Origin of the sequence: Geothrix fermentans DSM 14018, from assembly GCF_000428885.1 — a bacterium.
GTDB classification, from domain to species: Bacteria; Acidobacteriota; Holophagae; order Holophagales; family Holophagaceae; genus Geothrix; species Geothrix fermentans.
In genome coordinates this window covers 68,212-84,224 of record NZ_KE386810.1, presented here as the reverse complement: position 1 = coordinate 84,224, position 16,013 = coordinate 68,212, and the positions used below count along the sequence as shown (strand labels likewise).

18 protein-coding genes are annotated in these 16,013 nt (G+C 69.7%); 12 read left to right on the top strand and 6 right to left on the bottom strand.

The features are described from left to right. Both G398_RS19770 and G398_RS0110905 read right to left on the bottom strand, forming a co-directional pair. Window positions 1-951 carry a DUF1175 family protein gene (locus tag G398_RS19770; RefSeq protein ID WP_052571845.1) on the bottom strand — a complete coding sequence of 317 codons (951 nt, stop codon included), beginning with the start codon at window positions 949-951 and terminating at the stop codon, window positions 1-3. Next, window positions 948-3,065 (bottom strand): hypothetical protein, encoded by a 2,118-nt coding sequence (locus G398_RS0110905; RefSeq protein WP_026853606.1) that lies wholly within the window; start codon window positions 3,063-3,065, stop codon window positions 948-950. Before G398_RS0110905 ends, G398_RS19770 begins: the two co-directional genes overlap by 4 nt. A gap of 147 nt (window positions 3,066-3,212) precedes the next feature. On the opposite strand from G398_RS0110905, the gene hutI reads away from it, so the two are divergent. After that, window positions 3,213-4,421: an imidazolonepropionase gene (hutI, locus tag G398_RS20845; protein ID WP_026853605.1), complete on the top strand. Its 1,209-nt coding sequence runs from the start codon at window positions 3,213-3,215 to the stop codon at window positions 4,419-4,421. 397 nt (window positions 4,422-4,818) lie between these two features. Here the strand turns inward: hutI and G398_RS21100 are convergent, their stop codons facing one another. Beyond that, window positions 4,819-5,052, bottom strand: a complete 234-nt coding sequence (locus tag G398_RS21100; protein ID WP_169720655.1) for an HP1242/YdcH family protein — start codon at window positions 5,050-5,052, stop codon at window positions 4,819-4,821. 148 nt (window positions 5,053-5,200) lie between these two features. Here G398_RS21100 and G398_RS17900 point away from each other — a divergent pair, with 148 nt between their 5' ends. The 9 genes from G398_RS17900 (at window position 5,201) to G398_RS0110850 (ending at window position 11,616) form a co-directional block, all read left to right on the top strand. Beyond that, a complete protein-coding gene (locus G398_RS17900) occupies window positions 5,201-6,139 on the top strand; it encodes an ABC transporter ATP-binding protein (RefSeq protein WP_052571844.1) in 939 nt (312 codons plus the stop codon). Window positions 6,140-6,191: 52 nt separating this feature from the next. Further along, window positions 6,192-7,652: an IMP dehydrogenase gene (guaB, locus tag G398_RS0110880; protein ID WP_026853603.1), complete on the top strand. Its 1,461-nt coding sequence runs from the start codon at window positions 6,192-6,194 to the stop codon at window positions 7,650-7,652. A gap of 60 nt (window positions 7,653-7,712) precedes the next feature. Further along, a complete protein-coding gene (locus G398_RS20445; protein ID WP_026853602.1) occupies window positions 7,713-8,399 on the top strand; it encodes an HNH endonuclease in 687 nt (228 codons plus the stop codon). A 76-nt stretch (window positions 8,400-8,475) separates the two neighbouring features. After that, the gene (locus tag G398_RS0110870; RefSeq protein WP_026853601.1) at window positions 8,476-9,768 is read left to right on the top strand and encodes a dihydroorotase; all 1,293 of its coding nucleotides are present in this window, start codon (window positions 8,476-8,478) and stop codon (window positions 9,766-9,768) included. Between the two features lie 134 nt (window positions 9,769-9,902). Then, entirely contained in the window at window positions 9,903-10,217 is a 315-nt protein-coding gene (locus G398_RS0110865) for a hypothetical protein (RefSeq protein WP_157492386.1), read from the top strand. Between the two features lie 91 nt (window positions 10,218-10,308). After that, window positions 10,309-10,533 (top strand): DUF2188 domain-containing protein, encoded by a 225-nt coding sequence (locus G398_RS0110860; RefSeq protein ID WP_026853599.1) that lies wholly within the window; start codon window positions 10,309-10,311, stop codon window positions 10,531-10,533. Between the two features lie 59 nt (window positions 10,534-10,592). Next, window positions 10,593-11,018 carry a hypothetical protein gene (locus G398_RS17895; protein WP_211229077.1) on the top strand — a complete coding sequence of 142 codons (426 nt, stop codon included), beginning with the start codon at window positions 10,593-10,595 and terminating at the stop codon, window positions 11,016-11,018. After that, complete coding sequence (locus G398_RS21195; RefSeq protein ID WP_211229076.1) at window positions 10,976-11,140, top strand: hypothetical protein; 165 nt, start codon at window positions 10,976-10,978, stop codon at window positions 11,138-11,140. Before G398_RS17895 ends, G398_RS21195 begins: the two co-directional genes overlap by 43 nt. A 116-nt stretch (window positions 11,141-11,256) precedes the next feature. Next, window positions 11,257-11,616, top strand: coding sequence for a nuclear transport factor 2 family protein (locus tag G398_RS0110850; RefSeq protein WP_026853598.1), 360 nt, complete (start codon window positions 11,257-11,259; stop codon window positions 11,614-11,616). A 12-nt stretch (window positions 11,617-11,628) separates the two neighbouring features. Here the strand turns inward: G398_RS0110850 and G398_RS0110845 are convergent, their stop codons facing one another. Further along, window positions 11,629-12,537 (bottom strand): winged helix-turn-helix domain-containing protein, encoded by a 909-nt coding sequence (locus G398_RS0110845; RefSeq protein WP_026853597.1) that lies wholly within the window; start codon window positions 12,535-12,537, stop codon window positions 11,629-11,631. A 267-nt stretch (window positions 12,538-12,804) separates the two neighbouring features. Between G398_RS0110845 and G398_RS0110840 the strand changes: the two genes are divergently transcribed. Next, window positions 12,805-13,362 (top strand): type 1 periplasmic-binding domain-containing protein, encoded by a 558-nt coding sequence (locus G398_RS0110840; protein ID WP_026853596.1) that lies wholly within the window; start codon window positions 12,805-12,807, stop codon window positions 13,360-13,362. A gap of 77 nt (window positions 13,363-13,439) precedes the next feature. Here G398_RS0110840 and G398_RS0110835 read toward each other — a convergent pair whose 3' ends face one another. After that, a complete protein-coding gene (locus G398_RS0110835; RefSeq protein ID WP_026853595.1) occupies window positions 13,440-14,483 on the bottom strand; it encodes an NAD(P)-dependent alcohol dehydrogenase in 1,044 nt (347 codons plus the stop codon). A 163-nt stretch (window positions 14,484-14,646) separates the two neighbouring features. Here G398_RS0110835 and G398_RS17890 point away from each other — a divergent pair, with 163 nt between their 5' ends. Continuing rightward, window positions 14,647-15,216, top strand: a complete 570-nt coding sequence (locus tag G398_RS17890) for a thioredoxin family protein (protein ID WP_043484852.1) — start codon at window positions 14,647-14,649, stop codon at window positions 15,214-15,216. A gap of 3 nt (window positions 15,217-15,219) precedes the next feature. Here G398_RS17890 and G398_RS17885 read toward each other — a convergent pair whose 3' ends face one another. Next, on the bottom strand, window positions 15,220-15,999 hold the full coding sequence (locus tag G398_RS17885) for a TrmH family RNA methyltransferase (RefSeq protein WP_052571843.1): 780 nt from the start codon (window positions 15,997-15,999) through the stop codon (window positions 15,220-15,222). Window positions 16,000-16,013 lie beyond the last annotated feature (14 nt).

Below are 16,013 nucleotides of genomic sequence, written 5' to 3'. Positions count from 1 at the left end.
TCAGGACCTGGGAGGGAGAGGTTCGGAGGCCGCCTCCGCCAGCACCCGCCAGCGGAAGAGGCCCAGGAACGCGGGGTTCTCGGGCAGGGGTCGGAAATCGGGATCAGGGTGGTGCATCAAGTCGTCGAGGCGCGCCCGGCGGACTTCACCGGGCTTCCGGGAGCTGCCGCTGCCCTCGGGACCGGTGTGGTAGAGCAGCACGGGGGCGCCGTCCACATCGGGTCGCACGAAGGCCATGGCGTGGTCGGGCTGGGCGCGGGCCCCGCCCCGGGCGAAGAAGAGCAGGTCCCCCGGCTTGGCCAGGGCCAGGTCGCGCCCCAGCGGCAAGCAGGAGAGCTGCCGGAGAAAGGCCCCCTTGGCGAAGGGGCGGGGACCTTCCGGGGTGGGGAAGCCCCGTCGCCAGGCCGTCGCGAAGGCTGGCGAGGGATCCTGCCCCGGGGCGCCATCCGAGAAGGCCACGCGCAGCCTCCAGTCCGCGGTGTGGACCGCCAGGGCCTCCCGGAAGGCGAAGCGCAGCAGGCCGGCGCAGTCCCGCTGAGCGGGCTCCCAGGCGGGGCTCGGCGCCTCCACCTGCTGCTCCAGGATCGCCACGAACCAGTCCCGGAAGGCCTGGCGGTCGCCCTCGTCCAGGAGGGCATCCGCGCTCCCATCAGTCCCTGGAATGGACAAAGACTGTCTGAATCCAGGCCAGGCGTGGATGTGGGCCTGGGAGGGGCCAGCGGTCCGGAGGAAGAACCCGCTCCGGCTGTCGCCCCAGGCCGCCGCCCCGTCCACGCCGGCCCCCCAGGCGGGCCGGCGCAGGCCCAGCAGGGACCGGCTCTCCAGGCGGATCCTCGCGATGGGATTGGAGGGATCGGTCTCCACGAACGCCCGGTGGCGCACCGGGGCCAGGGCCAGGAAGACCGCGATCCCCGCGGCGAGGGCCACGGACAGGGGCCTGATCGGCGTCATCGGGGGCGCCCCTCCAGGCCCGCCGCGGTCCAGTTCCACTCGATGCGCACGGGTCCCAGGGCCTTCAGGGCGCCCAGGAAGGGGCCGAGGCTGGCCGCCAGCTCCGCCGCCGCATCATCCTGGCTCGAGGCTTCCCCGATCCACCACCCGCCGCCGCTGCGGCTGCGGAGGAAGGCCAGCAGCAGGTTCTCCAGCTCGGCGGAGGCCCTGGCCCCGTCCACTTCCATGCGGGCCCAGGCCCGGGATTCACTGTCCGCCAGGGTGGGCGCCTGCCCCTGCAGGCCGGCGGCGACGGCCTTCACCGCGCCCTCGTCCGTGCCCAGCACCAGCGTGTCGGCCACCAGGGTCCAGGCGGGCCGGAAGGCCTGGGCCGTGAGGATGCGGTGCAGCTCCGCGGAACCGGAAGCCTGCTTCTGGTTCTGGCCCTTGAAGAGCCTCGGCAGCACCTTCTTCATGAGGTTCTCGGCCTGCGTCCGCCGGGCGGTTTGCAGGGGGAGGGCCAGGGCCAGGCTCGGGGCCATGCCGGGCTCGCCGAAGCCTCCGAAGGCGGTCACCTTGCCTTCCTGCTGGAGGCGCATGGCCCGCCAGGGATCCTCCCGCCGCAGCTTGCCCAGCTCCGTCAGGGCCGCCTTCTCCGCCCCCGTCAGCGGGGGCGCCGTCACCCAGCCGTTCCAGAAGAACGCCGCGCCCCGGAGGTCGAGGCAGGCCTGGAGGGCCTGGGCGTCCTGGCGCAGGGCCGTCCGCTGACGCTGGCGCTCCTGGGTTTCTGCCAGCGCATCCCGGTAGGCCTTCAACTGATCCGGGCTCAAAGCCTGGCCGCCATTGGCGAACTCCGGCATCTGCGGCGCCCGGAAGTCGGCGGCGTCATCCACCCGGAGGATCGCCTCCACCAGTTTCTCCGTGGGCCCGGCCCCGAGGGAGACCGCCAGGGCCCCCGTGCGGGGCGCGGCCTTGGCCACGAAGGGGTTGGGCCAGGTGCCCTGCTGCGCGTTCGCCTGCCGGCGGCGGAGGGCCTGGGCCTCGAAGGCGGCGCCCGCGCCGATGCGCGGCGCCAGCCAGAAGGAGAGCTCCGTGTCGGGCGCCGTGGCCGACAGGGCCACGCGGGCCCATTCCGGCCGCTCCCCCAGCGTGGGCACGGGACCGGGGAACAGAAGGGCGCGGAGCGGAGCCTCGCGGTCGCTGATCCAGGTGCCCTCGGCCATCTGGATCAGGTGGAAGACGCCACCGGAGCCGCGCAGCTGCTGGACTTCCGTCGATCCGCCAGGGCCTGTCCACTTCACCACGCGGGACCGGGCCCCGGAGCTGGAGGGGTTCAGGCGCAGCAGCGCCATGGTCAACTGGGTGCGCGCCGGCAGGTCCCCGGGGATGAAGACCAGCGTGCCCTGGAGGTCCTCGGCCCCGGGCCGGGCGGACCCGTAATGCAACACCCAGGCTTCGCGGTTCGCCAGGGGTTCCAGGGCCGGCGAGGCCTTCTTCAGCCAGGGTTCCAGGTGGCGCGCCGTGAAGCCGAGGCGGCCGCCCTGGGCCAGCGCCGGCAGGATGCCCCGCACCTCGGGGCTGGTCCCTCCGCCGAGGGCCACCAGCTTCTCGAGGCCCGGGCGCAGCTGCTTCAGGTGGATGATCACCCCGGGCTGGGCGGCCTGGCCCAGCCCCTTTGGCAGCGCCGCGGACCCGCCCTGCGTGAAGAGTGCAGGGCTGGGAATCCACTGGAACCGCCAGCCGGTCTTGTCCAGATGCAGGCCCAGGCCGTGGGTCCAGGGGCGGTCCACGCGATCCGGCGACCCGAGGTAGGCCAGCGGATCCGCTCCGGATTGACGGAAGCCGAGGCGGTACAGGGCGAGGGCCACCTCCGGATCGCCGGTCTTCAGGCCCTCCGCGGCCCAGACCGAGGGCGTCCGCTGCCCGAGGAAGGCGAGGGCCGCGCGCCGGGCCTTCCCGCCCTGCTTGAGGTGCTCCATGAACTGCTCCCACTGCTCGCCCTGGGTCATCTGGGCGAAGGGGATGGCCTGCCAGTTCCGCTGGCCCCGCGCGTCCGTGCGGTAGGTGGACCACTGGGCGGCGTATTCCCGGGCCCAGGCCGGCACGGCCTCCTCGGCCGCCGCGGGAGCCAGCACCGCTCCAAGCACACACAGACTCTGCGCGAGTCGCCTCATGCCACGCCCCCTGCCCCGCACTGGAACCTCCGGTGTCGAGCGATCCTATCAAGCCGAGGTCACGGCGCAAGGGACCTCCTGGGATTTTTTTGCTGGCAGACTGGACGGATGTCGGACCGCCGCGTGCTCGTGAACCTCCGGGGCCTGCTCACCCCCGATCCCGCCCGGGCCTGGGCGGTGGACCGCATCCCCGACGCGGCCCTGGCCCTGGAGGGCGGCCGGGTGGCCTGGCTGGGCCGGAAGGAGGACCTTCCCGCGGCCTGGGCGGACGCCCCGAAGGTGGATGGCGGCGGCGCCTGGGCCACGCCAGGCTTCGTGGACCCGCACACCCACCTGCTCTTCGGGGGCAACCGCTCGGGCGAATTCAACCGCCGGCTCCACGGCGCCACCTACCAGCAGATCGCCGCCGAGGGCGGTGGCATCCGGGAGACCGTGCGCGCCACCCGCGGGGCCACGGTCCATGACCTGGTGGCCTCCGGCGAGGAGCGCCTGAGGGCCTTCCGCGAGCGCGGCGTCGTCCACCTGGAATGCAAGACCGGCTACGGCCTGGAGCTGGAGGCGGAGTCCCGGCTCACGGCCGCCTATGCGGAGCTGCAGCAGCGGGGCTGGAGCCTGGACGTCACCCTGCTGCCCGCTCACGACCTAGCTCCGGAGTTCGGCGGCGACGCCGAGGCCAACGCCTGCGCCGTGGCCGAGGACTGGCTGCCGGAACTGGTAAAACGCCATCCCGGCGTGGCGCGCTTCTGCGATGTGTTCGTGGAGACCGGCGTCTACACCGCCGAACAGGGACGCCGCATCCTCGGGGCCGGGAAGCGCCTGGGCCTCATCCCCCGGGTCCATGCCGATGAGCTCTCCTGGACCGGCGGCGCCGAGCTGGCCGCGGAGCTGGGCGCCGCCAGCGCCGACCATCTCATGTTCTGCAGCGAGGCGGGCATGAAGGCCATGGCCGCCGCCGATGTGACCCCCGTGCTGCTGCCGGCCACCACGCTCTTCCTCGGCATGCGCGACTGGGCCCCGGCCCGCAAGATGATCGAGGCCGGCTGCCGCGTGGCCCTGGCCACGGACTTCAACCCCGGCTCCTGTCCCTGCGTGGATCCGCTCACGATCCTCCGCCTGGGCTGCCTCCAGCTGCGCATGACCTTCGAGGAGGCCTTCACGGCGCTCACCCTGCATCCCGCCCGCAGCCTCCGCCGCGACGACCTCGGCCACCTGCATCCCGGCGCCCGCGCCCAGGTGCTGCTGTGGGATGTGGAGGAGATGCTGGAGCTCGTGTACTGGGTCGGGGAGCCCTATCGGCCGAGGTTCCTGACTAGATAGATAAAGACTTCCACGAAGAGCACGAATGGAAAGACAAGGGCACCAAGGAAATCCATTCGCGCCCTTCGCTCTTCTCTTTTATCTCCGCTCATCTCCGTTCATCTCCGGCTGTCGTTTCTTTTCCCAGCCCTTCAGCAGCCGTTGGGTGAGGGGTACTCACCTCGAAGGCTCAGCCGAGGATCCGCCCCGTGATGGCGTCCAAGTCAGCCAAGAAGCATCTCTAAAAGAGAAAAGCCGGAGATGAACGGAGATGGACGGAGATAAAGCTGCCCATCATTTATCCCGCCCCCTCCGACTTTCTTCGTACCCTTCGTGGCGATCCTTGGCCCTCCCGCTGCCGCGGGAAAAACGAAGCCCCGGGCCGATTCCCGGGGCTTCTCCTGCGAGTGCGGAAGGTCTACTGTTCGACGTGCCTTGAGGCCTCCTGCACGATGGAGTAGATGCGTTCCTTGGCGCGGAGTTTGGTCTTCTTGAGTTCCACCTCTTCAAGCGATTCCTTGGCGGAGAGGGTCGGTTTCCTCTGGAGGTCGCACAGGCGCGTGTCGGCGGCCCGGTGCTCTTCCATGAGCTTGCGGAATTCGAAGTGCTCCTTCATCAGGCGCTCCTGAAGATCTGGGCGCAGAAAATCCATGAATCCTCCTTGCCTGGGCGGGCCCGCCGCGGATCCCGCAGGGTGATCAGGTGGCCCAAGGGTAAGGCCCCCCCGGGGACCGTCAAGAGGCAATACCAGGCCACATGGAACCCGTTGACTTTCATCACTTCCATGCAATTCTTGGCCCATGTCCCTGGCCATTGACGAGTTGCTCCTGGAACGGGTGGACGGGGTCCGTCTGCTGGGTCCCCTGAGCCTCCGGCTGGGTCCGGGGGAGCGCCTGGGCCTGGTCGGGGAGAGCGGTTCGGGGAAGAGCCTGCTGGTGCAGGCCTTGTTCGGCGTCCTGCCCCCTGGAGTACGGCAGGCGGGGGGAAGGTTCACGGCCTTCGGCTTCCCCCTGGATCGCCCCGGCAGGGGCCGGGACCAGATCCGGGGCGCCCGGATGGCCTGGGTGCCCCAGGATCCCCGCCAGGCCCTGAATCCCCTCCTGACCCTGGCTCAGCACCTGGCCCTGCTCCCGGGCATCCACCGGGCCGAGGGCTCCCGCCGGGCCCTGGATCGGCTGACCCCCCTGCTGGAACGGCTCGGCTTGCCCACCGGCGGGGCCTTCCTGGGCCGCTTCCCCCACCAGATCAGCGGTGGCCAGCGCCAGCGCCTCTGCCTGGCCATGGCGCTCTCCTGCGATCCGGAGCTGCTGGTCCTGGACGAGCCCACCACGGCCCTGGACCCCCTGGCCCGGAGGGCTTTCCTGGACCTGGTCCTGGGTCTCCAGCGGGAGCGGGGCCTGGGCTTCCTGTGGATCACCCATGACCTGGGCCTCGCTGCCGAAGCCTGCGACCGCCTGCTGGTCCTCTACGGCGGGGAGGCCCTGGAGGCGGGGCCGGCAGCCCGCCTGCTCTCGGCCCCCCGGCATCCCTACACGGCCCGCCTGCTGGAGGCCGCCCGGCGCCGCCCCTCCCGCGAAGCCGGCTTCCTCCCCGCCCCGGGCCACCGGCCCGATGGCTGTCCCTTCCGCCCCCGCTGTCCCGATCCCGCGGAGGCCTGCAGCGCCTGGGGGCCCTGGCGCGGAGAGCCCCATGACGGCCTGCGTTGCGAGCGCCCGCTGGAAGCCGCGGCCCCGGCGTGAGACCATGGGATGCAAGGTCCCGCAGGCAGCGGGTCCGGTTTCTGGAAGCCCCATGCTGACCTTGCCCCTGATGCGCGCCCTCACCTTCGACGACGTCCTGCTCGTCCCCGGCTACTCGGAGATCCACCCGAACCAGGTGGACCTCGGCACCCGGCTCACGAAGGACATCGGGCTGCGCATCCCCCTCCTCTCCGCCGCCATGGACACGGTGACCGAGAGCCGCATGGCCATCGCCCTCGCCCAGCTGGGCGGCGTGGGGATCATCCACAAGAACCTCAGCCCCGAGCGCCAGGCCGAGGAAGTGGACAAGGTGAAGCGCAGTGAATCCGGCATGATCACGGACCCCATCACCATCGGGCCCGACGCGCCCATCCGCGACGCCGAGGCCCTCATGGCCAAGTTCCGCATCAGCGGCGTGCCCGTGGTGGAGGGCCACCGCCTGGTGGGCATCCTCACCAACCGCGACCTCCGCTTCGAGACCCGCTGGGACATCCCCGTGCGCGAGGCCATGACCAAGGAGAACCTGGTCACGGTTCCCGTCGGCACCACTCTGCAGGAGGCCAAGGGCATCCTCCAGAAGCACCGCATCGAGAAGCTGCTGGTGGTGGACGGCCAGGGCCAGCTCAAGGGCCTCATCACCGTCAAGGACATCGAGAAGTCCATCGAGTACCCCAACGCCTGCAAGGATGCCCACGGGCGCCTGCGCGTGGGCGCCGCCGTGGGCGTGGGCAAGGAGCTGCTGGACCGCGCCGCGGCCCTGGTCGAGGCCAAGGTGGACGTGCTCTGCCTGGACAGCTCCCACGGCCACAGCAAGGGCGTCATCGACGCAGTGAAGGCCCTCAAGAAGGCCCACCCCGGCGTGGCCCTCATCGCCGGCAACGTGGCCACCTACCAGGGCGCCAAGGACCTGGCCGCCGCCGGCGCCGACGCCGTGAAGGTGGGCATCGGGCCCGGCTCCATCTGCACCACCCGCATCGTCACCGGCGCGGGTATGCCCCAGATCACGGCCGTGGCCGAGGCCAGCCGGGCCTGCCGCGAGGCTGGCGTGAGCTGCATCGCCGACGGCGGCATCAAGTTCAGCGGCGACGTGGCCAAGGCCATCGCCGCGGGCGCCGACTGCGTCATGATCGGCAGCCTCTTCGCCGGCACGGACGAGGCTCCCGGCGAGACCATCTTCTACGCGGGCCGCACCTTCAAGGCCTACCGCGGCATGGGCAGCCTGGGCGCCATGAAGCAGGGCAGCAAAGACCGCTACTTCCAGGAAGGCAAGGACGACACCAAGCTCGTGCCCGAGGGCATCGAGGGCCAGGTGCCCTACAAGGGCAAGATGGGCGACCTCGTCACCCAGCTCATGGGCGGCCTCCGCGCCGGCATGGGCCTCAGCGGCGGCGCCTCCATCGCCGACTTCCAGAAGAAGGCCACCCTCGTCGAGATCAGCGGCGCCGGCCTCCGCGAGTCCCACGCCCACGACGTGATGATCACCAAGGAAGCGCCGAATTACCGCATGGAGTAGGGACGACCAAAAGTCCACCACCAAGACACAAAGTTATTCATTCGGTGAGGTAAGCGCGCCATGAAACCCGGGGACATCCTCTCCTATTTGGAGATGTGCCAGGAGGAAGGTGCGAGTCTTCAACGTGGGATGAACTTCCGGCTCCGCCCAACCCATTCTGTGGTGCTGATGAGTCTTCGGGCCGGTGCTCCTTACGACGACTCCCTCCAAGAATCAGGCCGAGTTCTGATCTATGAAGGTCACGACATCCCCACGCTAAAAGGCGGACCTGACCCCAAATCTGTGGATCAACCTCTCAAGAGCGCCAATGGAAAGCCGACCGAAAACGGGAAGTTCTGGTCCACAGCGAAGGCCGCCGAGAGCGGAACGGAACCCGAGAGAGTAAGGGTTTACGAAAAGATCAAAGCCGGCATATGGGCCTATAACGGCACATTTGCGCTTCTATCCGCCTGGACGGAACCATCGAAGGGGCGGCAGGTGGTGAAGTTCAGAATGGAGTTGTCTGAGAATGAGGGCATCCCTGTTGCCGCCACAGGGCCACTCAAACACGAACGCATGATCCCAAGCCGCGTCAAACAAGCTGTCTGGAAACGAGATCAAGGTAGATGCGTCCTATGTGGAGACACCAAAAACCTCCATTTTGACCATGAGATCCCCTTTGCTAAGGGAGGGTCGTCTCTCGTGGCCGAGAATGTCCGCTTGCTGTGCGCCAAACACAATCTGGCCAAACGCGACAAAATTGAGTGAGCCTCCATTGCATTTCTTGGTGCCTTGGTGTCTTGGTGGTTAGCTTTTCTAGATACGCGATTGCTCCGGAGCCCCCATGTCCCTCCTCGTGAAGAACGTCCGCCTTGTGGATCCGGCGCAGAACCTGGACGGGCCGGGATCGCTGCTGGTGGTGGAGGGGGTGGTGGCGGCCATCGGGGCGGACCTGGAGGGCGATCCGCTCGCGGCGGGGGCGGACATCCTGGACGGCGGCGGGGCCGTGCTGGCGCCGGGCTTCGTGGACCTCCACGTGCACTTCCGCGAGCCGGGGCAGACCCGCAAGGAGAGCATCGAGAGCGGCAGCCGGGCGGCGGTGGCGGGGGGCTTCACCTCCGTGTGCGCCATGGCCAACACCAAGCCCGTGAACGACAGCGTGGCCATCACGGAGATGATGCTCAGCCGTGCCGAGAAGGCCGGCCTCTGCCGCTACTTCCCCATCGGCACCGTCAGCCGCGAGATGAAGGGCGAGGAGCTGGCGGACATGGGCACCCTCAAGGCCGCCGGGTGCGTGGCCTTCTCGGACGACGGCATGCCCATCGCCAACTCGGCGCTCATGCGCCGGGCGCTGGAATACACGCGCTGGCTGGAGGTCCCCGTGGTGGCCCACGAGGAGGACCGCGACCTGGCCGGCAAGGGCTACATGCACGAGGGGGCCGTGAGCGCGTCGCTCGGCTGCCTGGGCATCCCCGCCGCGGCCGAGGAGGCCATGGTGGCCCGGGACCTCGTGCTGGCGGAGCACACCGGTGGCCACCTGCACCTGGCCCACCTCAGCACGAAGGGCTCCCTGCGCATGGTGCGCGAGGCCAAGGCCCGGGGCCTGAACGTCACCTGCGAAGTCACCCCCCACCACTTCGCCCTGTCGGACAGGGAGCTGATGAAGTTCGACAGCGACTACAAGATGAACCCGCCCCTCCGCACCGAGGCCGACATCCAGGCCGTGCTGGAGGCCCTGGCGGACGGCACCGTGGACGCCATCGCCACGGACCACGCGCCTCACGCCTGGGACGACAAGGAGGTGGAGCTGCCCATCGCCGCCTTCGGTGTCATCGGCCTGGAGACCGCCCTGCCCCTCACGCTGGAGCTGCTGGTGAACCGGAAGGTCATCAGCCTGGCCAGGGCCCTCGCCCTGCTCTCCTGGAAGCCCGCCCAGGTCTTCCACCTCGACCGCCAGGGCCTCGGCAGCCTCCGGTCCGGCGCCCCCGCCGACCTGGTCCTCTTCGATCCCGAGGCCAAGGTCCAGGTGGACCGCGCCTTCATCCAGTCCAAGTCCTACAACACCCCCTTCAAGGGCTGGAGCCTGCCCGGCAAGGTGCTCGGCACCTGGGTGGGCGGCAAGCGGGTATGGGGGTAGCGGACCCATCCCGGCCCCCGGGCGCTCGAGCGACGCAACCTCCCATGCAAGGCCCGTCAATGACCCCAGGGACCCAAAGCCCAGGCTTCAGGCGAAGCGTCCTGACCACCTGCTCGATCCTGATGGCTCCGGCCATGGCCTCTGTCGTGCTCCGTGAGTCCCCGGCCGGTGCGGTTCTGGGCACGCTCTGGAAGTTGATGGTGTTCCCCCACGCAGGGTTCACGGCGCCCGGATCCTTTCCCGACCGCCCCGCGGCTCTGCTGGCCTATCCAAGCGCCGTGTCGATCGCCATCCTGCAGTGGAGCCTCCTTGTTCTCGGCGTGGCCTGGTTTTCCAGGGCCAAGTCCCGGCGGACCCAGGTGCTCACCTCGATCGCCGCCGTCCTCGGCATGTCCCTGGCCGTCCTGTCCCTGGCCCTGCTCTCCGGAACATCCATCCGCATGGATTGAGTTGGGCCGCCCGGGCCTCCGCAGCTTGATTGGCCCGGCCCTTGAAAAGGCCTATGTTCGGCACCGGCGAACGCCACACAAGGAGGGCGATATGAAAAACTATCACCTCGCCAAGGAAGGAAACGCCTGGAACCTCAAGCCGGAAGGGGGCAGCCGGCCGGTCGTCCACGCCATGACCAAGGCGGAGGCCATCGGACAGATGCGGGCCTACATGCACGACCATGAAGGCTCCGTGAAGATCCACAAGGAGAACGGCCAGATCCAGGAAGAGCGGACCTATTCCCGGTCCATGGATCCCCGGCGCATCAAGGGCTGAGGCCTGATCCTCCCCAAGCGGCCCCCGGGCAGAGGCTCCTGCCGGGGTAGCATGGTTGCATGTTCGCGGTCCTCCTCCTCTTCCTGGTCCCTGTCGGGGGCGGGATTCCGGCGGGAGTGCTGCTGGCCCAGTCGAAGGGGCTGGGCTGGGCGCCGACGGCGGGACTGTACCTCGTTTCAGATGTGATCCTGGCCCTGGCCTTCGAGCCCGTGCTCCGGGGACTGGTGTTCCTGGCCCGGCGCAGCCCCTTCCTGGCCCGGTTCAGATCGGCATTGAAGGCGGCCATGGCCCTCAGCGCCGCCCGGGTCGGCGGCCCTGGCATGGGGCCCATCGCCCTGGTCATGATCGCCTTCGGCGTGGATCCCATGACGGGCCCCGCAGCGCCGCCCTGGCCGCGGGCCATGGGTTCCTGGCGGGCTGGGCCATCGCCATCGCGGGGGACATGCTCTATTTCGCCGTGGTGGCCCTCGCGACCCTGCGCCTGAATGCCTGGCTGAAGCATCCTGAGGCCACGGTCTGGATCGTCCTCGCGGCCATGCTGATCCTCCCCTCCCTGGTGCGCCGGCTCCGCCCGGGGCGGCCCGCCACTGGTCCCGCGGGGATCTGAGCCCCGGCGTTCCTGGACGCTGGCCCCCTTCGTTCCCCAGGGAGGATCCGGCTACCGTGTCCATGGGCCCCCTGGTCCCCGGAGACTCCATGACCGCCCCATCCGAACCCAGCGAGATGACGCCGAAGACTCGGGTGGCCGCCTGGGTCGAGGCCTTCAACCGCGGCGACGCCGACGCCCTGGCCGCGATGTACCACACGGATGCGGTGAACCACCAGGTGGCGGAATCGCCGGTGGCGGGCCGGGAGGCCATCCACGCGATGTTCGCGCGGGAGTTCGCCGCCGCGGAGATGGTGTGCCTCGTGGAGAACCTCTTCGAGGACGGCGAGTGGGCCATCCTGGAGTGGCGCGACCCGCTGGGCCTGCGGGGGTGCGGCTTCTTCCGCGTGGTGGCCGGGAAGATCGCCTTCCAGCGCGGCTACTGGGACAAGCTCAGCTTCCTCCGCCAGCACGGCCTGCCCATCCCGCAGGCCTGAGGGGAAGCGGCCTCAGTTCCCCGGGAGGGCCTTCCCTGCCCCCGGCGCACCCGGGTCGGAGGGGGCCTCCCCAGTGGCCTGTCCCGCGAGGTATCCCGCGATGATCCGGTGGACCTGGTGCAGTTCCTCGGCAGCCACCACGAAGGTCCGGTCGCCGCGGCCCTGCCCCTGGGCATCCACCAGGCTGGTGGTGATGCGGTAGCCCTGTCCCTCCCGCGCCAGGGTCCAGGTGAGGGACAGCGTTCCCGGCGGCAGCGGACCCCGGGCCGCCCCCCTGGTTTCGGCGGGCTGGACCGTGACGTCCGGATGATCGACCAGATCCTGGCTCACCTGGCGGGACAAGGCCGAGGCGAAGTAGTCCACGGCCGGATCCCCGGTCATGTTCACCAGGGGGGTGATGACCAGGGGCACTGGCCTCGACCGCAGGCCCCCCCACAGCACCGCGCCCACGCCCAGGAGCCCCAGCCCCAGGCCGGCCCCGAGCCACAGGGACCGCCGGGAGGCCCAGCGCCGGCCCGCCAGCACCGGAAACCGGCTGGAATTCGTGGCGGGGCGGAAGACGGGCATGGGGAAGGATCCCGACGATGGGGGCGTCTTCCCGGGCAGGGGGATGACCTTCCCCACGAACCGGTAGCCCTTGCGGGGCACGGTCTCGATGAAGATGGGCCGATCGGCGGAATCCCCCAGCGCCTGCCGGAGGCGCCAGGCGGCGGCATTCAGCCCGTCCTCGAAGCCCACGTGGATGTCCCCCTCCCAGACCCGCTTCTGCAGTTCGTCCCGCCCCACCAGCTGGCCCGGGCGCTCCAGCAGGCAGAGCAGCAGCTTGAGGGGCTGCTCCTGCATGTGGATGCAGTCCTTCCCCTTCCAGAGTTCACCAGTGGAGGGGTCCAGCTCGAATCCGCCGAAGGACAATCGGGACATGCGAGATCCATGGGGCTGGCCAAGTATGGATGCGGCAAGAACCCACTTCAAGGCTCGACCTCACCGGATTCTAACCACCGCCTCGCGTGTCCCAGCGGCTTTCCGGACTGTCGAGGTGAAGTCATGTCAAGTAACGCCAAATCACCACTTACGCGGTTAGGGAATGGTCATGGCGCGGTGAGGCGCCCCAGCCAAGCCTGGGCCTTGCCGCAGCGCCTGGCTCGGCACCATCTGGGCCCAGCAGGGTCCCTTCCACGGAGGTGTTCCATGTTCAGACCCACCACCCTGTTCGCCATGGCCGCCCTCACTGCCTCCCTCGCCGCGGAGGACTTCGGCCCCGTGGTGAAGGCCGCCGGCCTCATCTACCCAGGGAGGAACCACTTCGGCGTCGTCTGCGACTACGGCCGCAGCCTGGCCATGGTGGCCGATCTCCAGCGGGCGCTGCCGGAGGGCTCTGTCCTCACCGTGGTCGACGCCCACCACCCCTCCCAGGTGGAGCGCGCCGGCAACATCATCCTCCAGCGCCGCGTGCAGATGCTGGCCCTGCTGCCCAAGGATGCCCTGGTCTTCGACGGGTCCCCGTTCGCCACGAACCTCGTGGCCAACCTCCACCGCACCATCCCGGCCTTCGGAACCACCCCGGCAGCCCTCAAGAACGGCTGCGTGATGGCTATGGGCCAGGCCACCAACTGGGAGCTGCTGTTCAACCGCAAGCTGATCGACCTTGACCTGAAGAAAGGCGTCATCGAGGACATCACCATCACACCCTGGACGAACGGCGGCAAGGGTGGACCGGCGGTCCTGGACCTGGTGTTCGCCTATTGACAGCGCCGGCCGTGGAAGCAGGAAGCGCCCCGCCGAGGCGGGGCGCTTTCCCATGGGGACGCCTGCCGGCCGTCCTGCTACAGCGTCTTCATATCCAGCACGAAGCGGTAGCGGACATCGTTCTTCAGCATGCGCGTGTAGGCCTCGTTCACCTGCTGAACGGGGATCAGCTCGATGTCGGAGACGATGCCGTGCTCGGCGCAGAAGTCGAGCATCTCCTGGGTCTCCTGGATGCCCCCGATGAGCGAGCCGCTCAGGGTCTTGCGCCCGCCGATGAGCGAGTGGGCCGCCACGGGGGTGGGTTCCGGGGGCACGCCCAGCAGCACCATGGCGCCCTCCACGCGGAGGAGGCCCAGGTACTTGTTGTAGTCGTGAGGTGCGGAGATGGTATCGATGATGAGGTCGAACTGGCCGGCCAGCCGCTTGAAGGTGGCGTCCTCCGAGGTGAGCCCGAAGTGATGGGCTCCCAGCTTGCGGGCATCGGCCTCCTTCGACTTCGAGGTGCTCAGCATGGTCACCTCGGCGCCCATGGCGGCGGCCAGCTTCACGGCCATGTGGCCCAGGCCGCCCAGTCCCACCACGCCCACCTTGTCGCCCTTCTTCGTGTTCCAGTGGCGCAGGGGGGAGTAGGTGGTGATGCCCGCGCAGAGCAGGGGCGCCGCCGCGGCCAGGTCCAGCTTGGGGGAGACCTTCAGCGTGAAGGCCTCGTCCACCACGATGCTGGACGAATAGCCGCCATAGGTGGGGGTCACCCGGTCCATCTCGGTGCTGTTGTAGCTCCAGGCCACGCCCTTCTCGCAGAACTGCTCGAGCTTGCGCTGGCAGCTGGGGCAGGTGCGGCAGCTGTCCACCATGCAGCCCACGCCCGCCAGGTCGCCCACCTTGAAGGCCTTCACGTGGGCTCCCACCGCGGTGATCTTCCCGACGATCTCGTGCCCGGGAACCATGGGGAACCTGGAACCGCCCCACTCGTCGCGCACCTGGTGGAGGTCCGAGTGGCAGATGCCGCAGTAGGCGATCTCGATCTGGACATCGTGCGGCCCCACGGCCCGGCGCTCGATCTGGAAGGGCGCGAGCGGGGATGTGGCGGAGGTCGCGGCGTAGGCTTTGGCGGTGGCCATGGGGACTCCTTGAAGACAGAGTTCCACTCTAGTCCAGGGCCGCGCCTCGGGCACGACGCACTTCCAGGTGCGTAGCGTGCGGGTGTGGGGAATCATGGACGGGCATGGAGGCGGCCTGCAACGAGTGCCGGCGTGCGAGCATCAGATGACCCGAGGAGGTTCCATGCCGCGCCCTGCCACCCTGCCCCTCATCGACTGGAAAGCCGTCCATGCCTCGGGCCAGGACTATGCGACCTGGCTGGCCGCGGCGGAGTCCGCGGAGCAGCGCGACCAGATGGAAGCCCAGCGGCAGGCCCTGAAGCTGGACCCCTCCGCGGCGGCCTTCATGGCCGCCCTGCCACGGCCTGTGCATGTGGTGGCCATCGCCGAGGACTGGTGCGGCGACGTGGTGCGCCATGTGCCCGTACTCCAGCGCCTGGCGGAGGCGGGCCCGAACCTGCAGGTCCGCTACATCAGCCGGGGGCAGCACCCGGATGTGTTCGCGCGCTTCCTCACGAACGGGGGCGAGGCCATTCCCAAGTTCATCTTCCTCAGCGACCGCTTCGTGGAGTGCGGGAACTGGGGCCCCATGCCCGAGGCCTGCAAGGAGCTGATCGCCCGGGGCAAGGCCTGCGGCGATGTGGCCGCGGCCCGGAAGAAGGTGTCGGCCCTCTATGGACAGGACACGGCGCGGCGCGAGGTGGTGGCCGAGCTCATCCGTCTGGCGGACATCGCCAGCAGCCGCGAGCCCTGAGGCTCAACCTTCCACCAGCCTGAACATCAGGATCGCCCCCGCGGCGGCCACGTTCAGGCTGTCCATGCCCGAGGCCATGGGGATGGCCACGGCGCGGTCGCAGCAGGCCAGCTGCGCGGCATCCAGGCCCGTGTCCTCGGGCCCCATGACCAGGGCCGTGCGCGGCGCGGGCCGCCAGGTGCGGGCATCCTGGGCCGAAGGGGAGAGCGCGGCGGCGATGATCTCCGAACCTGCCTCCGCCGCCTTCCAGTCCGCCAGGAGCGTCCAGGGGTCGTCCACCCGCCACACGGGGATGCGCCAGACGGCGCCCATGGAGACCCGCACCGTACGCCGGCTCCAGAGGCCCGGCCCCGGCCCCGCCAGCACGCCGTCCAGACCCAGGGCCGCGGCGCTGCGCAGCAGCAGACCCAGGTTCTCGCCGTCGTAGAGCCGCGGCAGCACCAGCAGCCGCCGGGCGGCGCGCAGGGCCTCGCCGGAGGGCGGCGGCGGCACCTGGGCCAGGGCCATGAGCCCCCGGTGGAAGGAGAAGCCCGCCATGGCCGACAGGGCCTCCGGCTCGGCCACCAGCAGCTCCGTCCCCTCCGGAAGCAGGGGCCTCGCGGCCTCTGCAGCCGTGGTGGTGGCCGCCACGGAGACGATGCGAAGCCTGCCGGCCCGGCCTGCGGCCAGCAGGTCCTCCACCAGGATACGGCCCTCGGCGATGAAGCAGGGGCCATGCTCCGGATGCTCCCGGGTGCCGGCGAAGCGGAGGTCGCGGTAGGGTTCCCAGGGATCGAAGGCCATGGGACCAGGGTACC